We start from the raw sequence: 11,456 nt of genomic DNA on the forward strand, positions 1-11,456 counted from the left end.
ATTTGTTTTTCTCGTATCCGGTTTTGGCACAAGCCGGCGCCGAATTGAAGTGCATGCTCAGGCGTAAACCGCCGGGTGATTTGTTCCCGGTATTGCCCGGCGCGGTTCTGCGGGATCGACTACGCGCTACTCTTCCGAAATGCCGGAGGAGAACTGCGTCGCACCCAGCGTACGGAATCCGAGGCGTAGGAAAAACAGCCTGTCGGTCAGTTCCCCGTTGTTCCGGCTCCGGTCTTCCGAATACGTCATCGATACGGAGAAGCCTTCATCGTCATAGCCGACACCGATCCCGTTTTGAACGATGTTGGAATTTTCGATGTCGTAGCGCAGGGAACCGAACAGGCGCCAGTTTTCCTCTACGCGAACGCTCGTGGAGCCGAGCAGTTCCTCGCGCGGGGCGTCGATACCGAGATCCGGCTGCGCGTCGAGGAAGGCGTAGGCCAGCGTGCCGACGACGGGGCCGTAGATGCCGGACGCCTGCACCTGTGCGCGATTCACGTTGAAATCTTCCCTGTCGAAACGCGCCTGCCCGCCGATGCGGAAGCCGAACGTGGAATCGAAATAAAGGCTGCCGACATAGTCGGACTGCGTGGAATCGAGGCCGGAATTGCCGGTCGCATCGAGGATGTCCGGCGTGGCGAAGGAGTTTTCCCCGGCAAGCTGATAGGAGCGGCCGAAGAGGGCGCTGAGGTAGCTCCCTTCGTCGAGCTGAAGCTTGTACCTGACGCCGAGATTGGCGCGTGTGCCGCCTTCCGACCTGTCGAAACCGGAGAATTTGTCCCATTCGAACAGCGTTGTGGAATCGAACACGATGCTCTGCGCATCCTCGTTCGGGAGGTCGCCGATGCGCTGCTCGTCGGGCCGGATGACGATCTGTCCGATGGGTTCGAGCACATGGTTGCCGCCGTCGAATGTGGCGATGAACGGATAGCGGTATTCCAGGCCGGCGGCCGGCATGATGCGGCCCACCACCGCCTCGTCGGTCAGGGCGGCGACATTGTCGTCGGCGGAGGCGAGGAAGAAGACATCGCCCTGCACGTAGGCGAAAGGCGTGAAGACCTGGCCCAGAGGGTCGATCAGCGACCGGCGCCACTGCCCGTCGAGCGTGGCGCGGGTGAAGGTTCCCTCGACGCCACGGAAACGGTTGGTCGTGTCCTTGACGCGGATCGCGTCCGTCTCGTCGCGCGTCAGGCTCGTGAAATTGCCCGCCAGTGAAAGTTCTCCGCCCGCCAGCGGATCCTCGAAAATGTAATTCCAGTCGATCACCGGATGCACGAACGGCTGCTTGTCCTGCAGATCCGAACCAACGGGAGAAAACGGAACGCCAGCGTTCAGGGTAGGCGGGTCCGCGTTGTAATCTTCCTGCGAGATGCGGAAGGCATAGGCGTCGGCCTCGAAGCGGTTCCGTTCGGTCTGCCCGAGCAGGAAGATGTTCGAAATGTCGCTGGCCCTGCCGAACTTCGTGAAATTGTAGTCTTTCAGGAAGGCCCGGTCGCTGCGAAGCGAGAGATCCCAACCCCACGACCAGCGGCTATTGATGTTGAACTTGCCATCCGACGCGATGACGCCGCGAAAATCTCGATCGCCACTCGATCCGGCGAATTCATTCGGCTGCGCCTGGTAGAGCCCGCCCGCGCTGATGGAATAGGCGCCGTTGATCAGGCGCTGACGCCATTCGCCCTGGACGAGAGCGCCCTGTTTGGTAAGCGGCGTCGCCTGGAGCAGCAGGTCCCGGCTTTCGTCGATGACGATCTCATAGGGAACCGTCGCGCCCACGCCGACACGGCCGCCGACGACAAGGGAAGGAACGAGGAAGCCCGTCTTGTTGCGAACCGTCGGGTCGGGCATCGACAAATATGGCAGGTAGGCGATCGGTTTGCCGAAGAATTCGAACTTCGCATCCTCGAAATAGATCGTCTGTTCCTGCTGATTGTGGATGATCTTTGCCGCTGTAACGCGCCAAAGGGGCGGTTTGCCGGGCGGCGTCGTCGGACGCGTGTAGACGGTGTAGAGGCCGTTGTCGAAGGTCGTCAGATTGCCTTCGGACCGGTTTGCGCCGTCCGCGATGAAGCGCGTGCGCTGAGGCGTGTCGAGCTGGAGGGCATTGGCGAAGCCGTCACGAAAATCCTCCGAAAGCGCCAGCTTATCCGCTGTCACGACATTGCCGTTCGGCTCCGTCATTCTCACGTTGCCGGAAGCCGTGAACACCTGCGTGCGGCGATTGAGATCGACACGGTCGGCCTCCACCGCGTAATCGCCGTAGTAGATCTGGACGTCGCCGACGGCCGAAATGACATCCCGGTCGAAGTCGTAACGCAGTTCCCTGGCTTCCAGGAGGAGCGGGGTTTCCTCCTCCACCGTGCCGCCGATTGCGCCGAGGACCGAATCGCCTTGCGCGCGAACATCCGCCGTACCCGCCAGCGACACCGCGAAAACGATGCCCGCCAAAGCCGTGGTGCGCAGAAGAACGTCCGTCAAATTCCGGGCGCGCGAAAGCGAGCCGCGCGCGGCTTCAGCGCGCGCATCACGAACCGCATGCGGGAAGAGGCGCGGCACGTCCATCAGCCGTCTTCCTGATGCAAGAGGATCGTGGAACCCATCAATATACCCAGCACTCCCGGAGCCCATGCAGCGATGACCGGCGGCACAAGACCTGCACCGCCGAAATCTTTCGCCAGTTCGGAGAGAACGTAAAGCACGAACCCGGCTACGATACCACCCACAATCAATCGTCCGATCCCACCCATACGTGAAACTCTTAGTGAAACCGAAGCGGCGATCAGCACCATCGCCGCCAGAAGCAAAGGCCTGGATAGAAGTACCTGATATTGTAGCGAATATCGATAGGCAGGCAGGCCCGCACGTTCAGACAGTTCGACAATCCGCGGAAGATCCCAGAACGCGATCGCCTCCGGCGCCCCGATGCTGGAGCGAATTTCCTGCGGCGTGAGATACGTGCTGACGGAGTAGTGTTCGAATTTCTGTGGATCACCGCCCGTCGTGTAGACGGTCGCATTCGTCAGCTGCCAGCGCCCATCGTCAAGGACCGCCTCGTCGGCCTCGATGCGTTCCATAAAACTGCCGTCCTGGTTGAAAGTCAGGATCATCACGCCGAACAGCCTTTCGCCCTGGGCGAGGAGCTGGCGTGCATGGAGAATCGATTCGCCGTCGTCCCCGTCCTGCCTGAGCCAAACGTCGTCCGTCGTCTGGAGCAGGAAGCTCTCTTCGCGGCTGAACAGGCCGGCGGCGATCTCGTCGGAAAGGGTCCGCGAATAAACGGCCAGCGGATTGTAAACCGTGATCGCTAACATGCCGATGGCGAGCCCGACGAAAAGCCCGGGCGCCACGAACTGCCAGACCGACACGCCGGCCGCGCGCGTTACCACCAGTTCGAGCGAGCGGCTGAGCGTCAGGAATGCCGCGATCGAACCAAAGAGCACTGCGAAGGGCAGCACTTCCTCCATCAACTGCGGCACCCGCAGCAGCGAGATCAAGGCCACGCGAAGGACCGAAAAGGCTTCCTCGTCTCCCGAGCGGCGAACAAGCTCCAGAAAGTCGAAGATGAAAATGAGGACGGCCGCCAACAGGAAGAGGCCGGCTATCGCGCCGATAAAACGAAGCGAGAAATATGAGGCGAGCGTGAAACCCTTGAGCGTCATGATCAGGCTACCCCGCCCGACCTGTCGACACGCCTGCGGGAAACAAGCTCCTCGACACGCTCGGCGATATGCTCTGCCCTGGCGACAAGCGATGCGACCCAGGCCGGGCGCGAAGACAGCAGGCTGAACCAGAGCGCGATCGCAAATCCGGCTATCGGCACGACGTACAGTGCGAAGCGGGCCGAGGGAAACGCGGAAACGAGCGTCAGCGCCCCGAAGCCCGCCGTGCGAAGCGCGACGCAGGCAATGATCGCGCCAAGAAGCGCAACGCTTCGGTTCTGGCGCGTCGTGCGCGCGCTTCCCAGGCAGGCCAGCACGATCATCGCGAAGGCGAGAGGGTACAGCGGCTGGCTGAGCCGGTCATGGATTTCCGCGAGAATCCGCTCTTCGTTCTCTGCCGCATATCGGTCGCCGGGAGGTGGGTTGAAAAGCTCCGCCATCGAACGTTCGGTCGCCTTGTAGGTCGGTTGGGCGGCCTGGGGAATGAGGCTTGAAAGATCGAATGCATACGACTGGAAGCGCACGATGGAGATGGTGCCACTGTTGCGCCCGCGCCGCTGGATCGTGCCGTCCTGCATGACCAGAAGCGTATGGCCGCCCGCCTCGACGATGCGCCCGCGCGCGGCTTCGTAGGTGTTGATCGTGTCCGCATCCCGCTCGTCGTGCATCATCAGCCCGTCAAGCTGGCCGTCGCCGGAGCGGTTGCGGATATGGAAGGTCAGGCCGTCCTCCACGCCGATGAACCGGCCGGGCTTGACGATATTGGCGACAAGGTCGACGCGAACGCGCGTGATTTCGTTTCTCAGCAGGGAAAGGGATGCGGGCGAAAGATATATCGCGAGGAAAGCGGAAAGCGCGGCGACGCCGACGGCGAAGACCATGACGGGCTTGCGCAGGATATTGCGCGAAGCCCCGGAGGCAGTGATGACGATAAGCTCGCTGTCCTGCGACAGCGAATTAAGCACGAGAATGAGCGCGATCAACAATGCGAAAGGCGCGACGGCCAGCACCAGGAACGGCATGGCGAGCATCGTGATGCCGACAAACTGGACGATCGTCTGGCCCTTGGAAGTGACGAGGTCCAGCTCCCTGAGCGCCTGCGTCGACCACACGACGGCGGACAGCGCTGTCAACGCCATGACAAAGGCGAGTGTCAACCGTCGAAGAACATAGCGCTCGAACGTTTTCATGGACACACAGTTGTTTATTGGCCGGCGCATAACGGCAAGTCCGGTGACGGGTACGCAAGGACCGTGCCGACGGGAAACGCCGAGTCGCTGATGTTTCGGTATTTTTAAACGAATTTAGGTAAAAAAAGGCGGAAGAAAAAGAGTTAACAAATCGTTAGTTGACCACTGTTGCGGATGCGCAAGCCGTTGGCGGCTTGCCCGATGGACGCAGCCGCGCCATTGTTGGCTGGTATGGCGAATTTGAAACGTGCCTCATTTCGGCGTCTTTCGCCGGAGCCAATTTCAAATTCGAAAACCACACTGGAATTACGAAGCTGCCGGTCGCCCTGACATGACGTTCGTTCAGAATATGACGGGAGTTGGAACGAACTCCATATCAGGGCGGCTGCAGGTTCTCCGATCTTCGCATCCGTTCAGCGGTGCGCACCGTCCGAAATCTTCGCCACTGAAAAAAGGGAATTCACCTTGCTGCCCGATATTTCATTCGCAAAACCCGCGGCGCCCAAAAAGGGCGTCGCGGTCGTATTCGTCGACGAGAAGCTGAACCTCGGCCCTGCCGCGGGCGAATTTCTTTCCGCTGCCGACGGCCTTCTGGACAAGGCGGCAAAGGCCGCTTCGTTCAAGGGAAAAGCGAATGCCGTGCTGGACCTGATCGCTCCGGCCGGCCTTTCCTGCGACCGGCTGATCGTCATCGGCCTCGGCAAGCCCGACGAGCTCGGCGAGAGCGAGTGGATGAAGCTTGGCGGCATCGCGATGGGGGCCATCAAATCGGCCAAGGCGACGGCGGCAACGGTGTTTCTGGAAGTTCCGGGCACCGACCTGTCAGCGGATACGGCAGCGACTTTCGCCGCCGGCGCAAAGCTTCGCGCGTACACCTTCGACAAGTACAAGAGCAAGAAAACGAACGACGACGAAAACGGCGAACCGCAATCGCCCGTCAAGCTTGTCGTCGGCGTCGACAATGCAAAGGATGCAAAGAAGCTGTGGGCGGCGGCCGATGGTGTAACCGACGGCGTCGTGCTTGCGCGCGATCTCGTGAACGAGCCCGCGAACGTGCTCGACACCGTGGAGTTCGCCAAGCGCGCAAAGGCGCTTGAAGCACTGGGTGTCGAAATCGAGATCCTCGAAGAAAAGGACATGAAGAAGCTCAAGATGGATGCGCTTCTTGGTGTCGCCCAAGGATCGGTCAAGCCGCCGAAGCTCGTCATCATGAAATGGAACGGCGGCAAGAAGCACGACAAGCCGATCGCATTCGTCGGCAAGGGCGTGGTCTTCGATACCGGCGGCATCTCCATCAAACCGGCGGGCAGCATGGAGGACATGAAGGGCGACATGGGTGGTGCGGCAGCCGTAACGGGCCTCATGCATGCCGTGGCCGCGCGCAAGGCCAAGGCGAACGTGATCGGCGTCATCGGCCTTGTGGAGAACATGCCGGACGGCAATGCGCAGCGTCCCGGCGACATCGTCACCGCCATGTCCGGAGCGACGATCGAGATCATCAACACCGACGCCGAAGGCCGTCTCGTGCTTGCGGATGCGCTCTGGTATACGCAGGAGCGCTTCAAGCCGAGGTTCATGATCAATCTCGCGACGCTGACCGGTGCGATCATCATCGCGCTCGGCAACCACCACGCCGGCGTCTTTTCAAATGATGACGAGCTTGTGGAAAACCTTGCAAGGGCGGGAAAGGCGACGCAGGAAAACGTCTGGCGGCTGCCGCTTTCCAAGGATTACGACAAGCTGATCGACACGCCGAATGCCGACATGAAGAACACCGGCGGACGCGCCGCCGGCTCCATCACCGCCGCGCAGTTCCTGCAGCGCTTCGTCAACGACGTGCCCTGGGTCCATATCGATGTGGCAGGCACTGCGATGGGCAGCCCGAAGACGGATATCAGCAAAGGGTGGGCGTCAGGCTTCGGCGTTCGCCTGCTGGACCGCCTCATTGCCGACTATTACGAAGGCAAGTAACAGCAGCAAGATGTGTTCGCGAAACGAAAAACCCGCCGGAAACGGCGGGTTTTCAAATGCGATGAAGATAGTCGCTGACGATCAGCAGGTCTTGTAGGAGCCGCAGGCGGTAACCGCTTCGTCGGCCACGAGCGTACCCATCCCGGCGGTAACACCCGCAAGGCCCATCACCAGACCAAAGAAAAGAGCAATACGCACAGCCATAAAATCCGGACTCCCGTCTCGTTCCCGCGTTTCATGAGGAAGGTAGACCTTCCACGATCCTGAGGCTGTGACGTGAATCACGTCTTGCCCCCTCCGGCGCCAGAGGTTCGCCGTTTCAAGTTGGGAAAGGGTTAATGAAGGAAACTGTGGCCAAGTAAAGTCGCAAGCGCGCGATCACCGCGTGATGGAAAGCGGCTGTTGCGCAAACGCCGCACTTCGGCCCGCTCATCGCTCATGCATTGAAGGTCGGCGCCGCCTGCCACGCTCGGCTGCCGATTGAAAATGGGTACGGGAAATTCCAAGAGTTTGGAATTGAAAGGGTTTTAGGTGCTCGGGCAAGACTTGCGGATTGCGATTGACCTGGGCGCGATCAACGATAACAGTCGCTTGCATGACAGAGGTTCTTTTCTATCACCTGATGCTACGTCCGCTTGAGGAGGTACTGCCGGGCCTTCTGGAGAAATGCCTGGAGCGCGAATGGCGCGTCGTCGTGCAGACCGGGTCGGACGAAAGGGTGGGCGCGCTTGATTCGCTTTTATGGACCTACCGCGACGATTCGTTTCTGCCGCATGGCGCATCGGGCGAGGGAAACGAGGCCGACCATCCGGTCTTTTTGACGTCGAAACCCGACAATCCGAACGGCGCAAGCGTGCGCTTTCTAGTCGACCGGGCTTCGCCGCCGGATCTTTCGCCCTACACGCGCGCCGTCTTTCTGTTCGACGGGCATGATCCTGATGCGCTGAGTGATGCACGTTCGCACTGGAAGAGCGCGAAGGACGCAGGACATGACATCACCTATTGGCAGCAGACGGAGCGGGGCGGCTGGGAGCGCAAGGCATGAGCGATACCGGCGATGACGATTTCATGGCCCGGCGGGATGCCGCGCGCGACCGGCTGGATCGGTTATTCGGATCGAAAGGCGGCAATGCGGACGATCGCCGCACATGGTTCGAGGAGGTCTACGATACGGCGGAGGGCGATCCGGCCGCCGTGCCGTGGGCGGACCTCAAGCCGAAGGAGACGCTCCTGGATTGGCTGTCGCGCAATCCGGGCGGCGGCCGGCGGGCGCTCGACATCGCATGCGGCCTTGGCGATAACGCGCAGGCGCTCGCGGATGCCGGTTACAGCACCACCGCTTTCGATCTGGCCCAGGGCGCGGTCGACTGGGCCAAGGCGCGCTTTGCGAATTCACCGGTGGAGTTTTCGCAGGCCGATCTCTTTTCCCCGCCTGCGGATTGGCAGGGCGCCTTCGATCTCGTCCATGAGTGCTATACCGTTCAGGCGCTGCACGGCGAACTTCGCGAAAAGTCATACGCCGCCATCTCGGGCTTCGTGAAACCGGGCGGGACGTTGCTGGTCATCAGCCGCTCGCGAGGCGAGGGGGAGGAGGCCTCAGGCCCGCCGTGGCCGCTGATGCCGTCGGAATTTGCCCGTTTCGAAAAGGAAGGCCTGAGGCTCGTGGGCGAAAACTCCTACGAGGTCGAACGGACGGGCCGCATCATCCCGCACGTGATCGCCGAGTATCGGCGCGACTGAAGGATGGCTGCCGAAAGCCGGATGGACGATCCGACCGATCCCGCATTCTTGAAGCGCCGGCTTGATGCGCGTGGCAAGGTGGCGGCGCTTCGGGCCGAAAACTCGCAGGAAGGGGCAAGTACCGCCGAAGGCGTTACGGATATCTATGTCGAGGCAAAGGGCGATCCCGCCGCCGTTCCCTGGGCCGACCTTGCGCCCAAGCCTCAACTCTTGGGCTGGCTGGCGGACAATCCGGGCAGGGGCAGGCGGGCGATCGATATCGGCTGCGGGCTCGGGGACAACGCCGAAGCGATATCCGCCGCCGGCTATTGCACCACCGCCTTCGATCTTTCTCGGCCCGCCATCGACTGGGCGAGGAGGCGGTTCCCGGACAGTGCGGTGAAATACCGGCAGGCCGATTTGTTCGATATGGTGCCGGAAGGGCGGGGCGATTTCGATCTGGTCCACGAATGCCACACGATCCAGACGTTGAGCGGTAAGGCACGCGATAAGTCCTTTTCCGTCATCGCTGATCTTGTCGCGCCGGGTGGCACATTGCTTGTGCTGGCTTCACTGGGGCAGCAAGGCACGCAGGTTTCCGGCCCGCCGTATCCCCTCGAACCATCCGAACTTGCGCGGTTCGAGGATGCGGGCCTTACGCTCGTCAGTGAGAACCGCTTTTCGGTTTCCTGGTTCGGGCGGGAGTATCCGCAGGCTTTTCAGGTCTGGCGCCTGGCGTGAAGGAAGTATGCTTTCGCTATTTCAGCCGGCCAAGCAGGGCCGATAGCTCGCTCAAGTCCGCTATACGGTGAAAACGCGGACCGCTCTCGGGCTCGTCCGCTTGTTCAAGCGCCCAGGTGAGTTCATGCGGAACGTGGATACCGTGGCTCCCCGCTTCAAGCGCCGGGAGGATGTCGGACTTCAGCGAATTGCCGACCATCGCGGCGTGCTCCGGTCCGTCGCCGTGGCTGCGGAAAATCCGCTCGTAAGTATCTACCCTTTTGTCGCTGACGATCTCGACCGCATCGAAATACCGGTCGAGGCCCGATTGTGCGAGCTTTCGTTCCTGATCGAAAAGGTCGCCCTTGGTGACAAGAACGAGGCGAAAAGTCCCGCGCAATGCCTCAAGCGTTTCTTGTGCGTGGGGAAGCGTCTCCACCGGATGCGAGAGCATGTCGCGCCCGGCATCGAGGATTTCGCCGATAACCGTTGCAGGCACGTGCCCTTTGGTCACCTCGATCGCCGTTTCCACCATGGATAGCGTGAAGCCTTTCACGCCGAATCCGTAGTGGTGGATGTTCCGCTTCTCGGCGGAAAGCAAACGCTCCTGCAGATGCTCCCGATCCGTGAAATCGCCAAGCAGATCGGCAAAGCGATCCTGCGTCAGCTTGAACACGCGCTCATTGTGCCAGAGCGTGTCGTCGGCATCGAAGCCGATGGTAGAAATTGCCGTTCGCATTGGTCCGCCGATGCGTATGCCGTGGGTTTATGAAGGCATAAAAAAAGGCCGGCGTTGAGGCAACTCGCGCCGGCCTTTGCAAATTTGAAGCGGTGTCGGATTACTGCGTGTCGAGCCTCAGCTCTTCGCTTGCCTCTGCAAGCTCGAGGCCGCCTTCTTCCACACCGCCGGCGTCCGCCGAAGTATCGTCATCCAGATCATCCGCAGGCTCGTCCGCTGCAGCTTCTTCCGCATCGAAGGCTTCCATCGCCTCACGGTATTCATCGATCTTGCCATAGGCATCGCCGACACCGAGCTGCTCTTTCGCCCAGTCGACGACTTCCTGATCGACGAGGCTGCCCGTTGCGGCCAGCGTTTCGGCGAGCGCTTCATCCGAAGCGGCGGCTTGCAGCTCGCCTGCCTGCATTTCGGCTTCGGAGAGATTGTTCTCCGCCTCGGCAAGTGCAGCAGCTTCCTCGGTTTCAAGAGCGGCGGACAACGCATCGATTTCCGCGTTGAGCGCGTCCGCATCTTCTGCAGCCAGCTCGCCCTGTTCGATTTCGTTGAGCGCGCCGAGGCGTTCCTCAAGTTCGGCGATCGTCACTTCCGTGTAGTCGAAGTCGTCATAGGCCACGATCCCGTCCAATGCCGGGGCGAAAGCCTCGCGGGCGGCGAGGACCGGCCCTTCGAGTTCCGCAACCGCGGCCAGGGCATCCTCATATGCGATCGACGCTCCGATGAATTCCCTGAACGCGATCATCCGCGGCGATTGGGAATTGAGGTAGGCGTTGATGTTGCGGACGAGCGAATTGTTTCCGCGCAGCTTGGCGTGAAGGTTCTTTTCCCGAAAGTCCTTCTTCTTGCCGAGCGGATGGGCCGACGGAATCGCGTCGACCTTGGCAAGCGATGCCCGCGTGGCGGACTTGCCGCGAGATTTCGTCGACGATGCCGTGGCCTTGCCATGTGATTTTGCGCCGCGTTTCTTGTCGGCACCGAGTATGCCGCCAATGAAATCCTGCACCCCACGCCCGACGGCATTCACCTTGCCGCCGGCAGAGCCGCTGTTGCCGCGCGCAACGGAGGTTCCGCCCTTGTTGCCGAAATTGCCGCCCTTGCCATTGCCATTGGCCTTGCCCCCGGCATTGGCACTTCCGCCGCCTTTGCCGTTGCCGCCGGCGTTTCCGTTACCGCCACCGTTACCGTTGCCGCCGCCGTTACCGTTACCGTTGCCGCCGCCGTTTTTCGCGTAAGCGACGCTCAGGTCGTCCAATGTCGGAGAAAGTCCGCCGAGCACTACCGGCGCCATTGCGATGAGTGATGCGCACGCTGTTACCGTAAGCGCTTTTTGTACCAGTTTCATGGGTGGACTTCCTCCAGATCTCAGCACTTCCCCGACTCAATGTAACGCCGCGGGAATTACGTGCCTGATAACGAAATGTGTCGGGTTTAAGTCAAATTTTAGCATCGTTTCTTCCTGGC

10 protein-coding genes are annotated in these 11,456 nt (G+C 61.0%); 4 read left to right on the forward strand and 6 right to left on the reverse strand.

From position 1 onward, the window contains the following. Window positions 1-126 precede the first annotated feature (126 nt). The 3 genes from GR183_RS06070 to lptF are packed head-to-tail and all read right to left on the reverse strand — an operon-like array spanning window position 127 to window position 4,849. The gene (locus GR183_RS06070) at window positions 127-2,562 is read right to left on the reverse strand and encodes an LPS-assembly protein LptD (protein ID WP_160774681.1); all 2,436 of its coding nucleotides are present in this window, start codon (window positions 2,560-2,562) and stop codon (window positions 127-129) included. Further along, on the reverse strand, window positions 2,562-3,659 hold the full coding sequence (gene lptG / locus GR183_RS06075) for an LPS export ABC transporter permease LptG (protein WP_160774682.1): 1,098 nt from the start codon (window positions 3,657-3,659) through the stop codon (window positions 2,562-2,564). Before lptG ends, GR183_RS06070 begins: the two co-directional genes overlap by 1 nt. Window positions 3,660-3,661: 2 nt before the next feature. Continuing rightward, window positions 3,662-4,849, reverse strand: coding sequence for an LPS export ABC transporter permease LptF (gene lptF / locus GR183_RS06080; protein ID WP_160774683.1), 1,188 nt, complete (start codon window positions 4,847-4,849; stop codon window positions 3,662-3,664). 465 nt (window positions 4,850-5,314) lie between these two features. On the opposite strand from lptF, the gene GR183_RS06085 reads away from it, so the two are divergent. Next, entirely contained in the window at window positions 5,315-6,820 is a 1,506-nt protein-coding gene (locus tag GR183_RS06085; protein ID WP_160774684.1) for a leucyl aminopeptidase, read from the forward strand. Between the two features lie 81 nt (window positions 6,821-6,901). Here GR183_RS06085 and GR183_RS22160 read toward each other — a convergent pair whose 3' ends face one another. Continuing rightward, window positions 6,902-7,024: a hypothetical protein gene (locus GR183_RS22160; RefSeq protein WP_260513444.1), complete on the reverse strand. Its 123-nt coding sequence runs from the start codon at window positions 7,022-7,024 to the stop codon at window positions 6,902-6,904. Between the two features lie 391 nt (window positions 7,025-7,415). Between GR183_RS22160 and GR183_RS06090 the strand changes: the two genes are divergently transcribed. From GR183_RS06090 to GR183_RS06100, 3 genes are read left to right on the forward strand one after another with little or no spacing between them, the layout of a single operon-like run. Then, entirely contained in the window at window positions 7,416-7,865 is a 450-nt protein-coding gene (locus GR183_RS06090) for a DNA polymerase III subunit chi (RefSeq protein ID WP_160774685.1), read from the forward strand. Next, window positions 7,862-8,560 carry a class I SAM-dependent methyltransferase gene (locus GR183_RS06095; RefSeq protein WP_160774686.1) on the forward strand — a complete coding sequence of 233 codons (699 nt, stop codon included), beginning with the start codon at window positions 7,862-7,864 and terminating at the stop codon, window positions 8,558-8,560. The genes GR183_RS06090 and GR183_RS06095 overlap by 4 nt, the downstream gene beginning before the upstream one ends. Before the next feature lie 3 nt (window positions 8,561-8,563). Beyond that, window positions 8,564-9,280 carry a class I SAM-dependent methyltransferase gene (locus GR183_RS06100; RefSeq protein WP_202395853.1) on the forward strand — a complete coding sequence of 239 codons (717 nt, stop codon included), beginning with the start codon at window positions 8,564-8,566 and terminating at the stop codon, window positions 9,278-9,280. Between the two features lie 16 nt (window positions 9,281-9,296). On the opposite strand, the gene GR183_RS06105 is transcribed toward GR183_RS06100, so the two are convergent. Both GR183_RS06105 and GR183_RS06110 read right to left on the reverse strand, forming a co-directional pair. Continuing rightward, entirely contained in the window at window positions 9,297-9,998 is a 702-nt protein-coding gene (locus GR183_RS06105) for an HAD family hydrolase (RefSeq protein ID WP_160774687.1), read from the reverse strand. A gap of 100 nt (window positions 9,999-10,098) precedes the next feature. After that, on the reverse strand, window positions 10,099-11,337 hold the full coding sequence (locus GR183_RS06110) for a hypothetical protein (RefSeq protein WP_202395854.1): 1,239 nt from the start codon (window positions 11,335-11,337) through the stop codon (window positions 10,099-10,101). Window positions 11,338-11,456 lie beyond the last annotated feature (119 nt).

The sequence above is a fragment of the Stappia sediminis genome (assembly GCF_009826895.1).
Taxonomy (GTDB): Bacteria; Pseudomonadota; Alphaproteobacteria; order Rhizobiales; family Stappiaceae; genus Hongsoonwoonella; species Hongsoonwoonella sediminis.

Bases quoted from the DNA above. Each gene is read 5' to 3' on its own strand.
- GR183_RS06070 (WP_160774681.1), bottom strand. From the start codon at position 2,562: ATGGACGTGCCGCGCCTCTTCCCGCATGCGGTTCGTGATGCGCGCGCT.
- lptG (WP_160774682.1), bottom strand. From the start codon at position 3,659: ATGACGCTCAAGGGTTTCACGCTCGCCTCATATTTCTCGCTTCGTTTT.
- lptF (WP_160774683.1), bottom strand. From the start codon at position 4,849: ATGAAAACGTTCGAGCGCTATGTTCTTCGACGGTTGACACTCGCCTTT.
- GR183_RS22160 (WP_260513444.1), bottom strand. From the start codon at position 7,024: ATGGCTGTGCGTATTGCTCTTTTCTTTGGTCTGGTGATGGGCCTTGCG.
- GR183_RS06090 (WP_160774685.1), top strand. From the start codon at position 7,416: ATGACAGAGGTTCTTTTCTATCACCTGATGCTACGTCCGCTTGAGGAG.
- GR183_RS06095 (WP_160774686.1), top strand. From the start codon at position 7,862: ATGAGCGATACCGGCGATGACGATTTCATGGCCCGGCGGGATGCCGCG.
- GR183_RS06100 (WP_202395853.1), top strand. From the start codon at position 8,564: ATGGCTGCCGAAAGCCGGATGGACGATCCGACCGATCCCGCATTCTTG.
- GR183_RS06105 (WP_160774687.1), bottom strand. From the start codon at position 9,998: ATGCGAACGGCAATTTCTACCATCGGCTTCGATGCCGACGACACGCTC.
- GR183_RS06110 (WP_202395854.1), bottom strand. From the start codon at position 11,337: ATGAAACTGGTACAAAAAGCGCTTACGGTAACAGCGTGCGCATCACTC.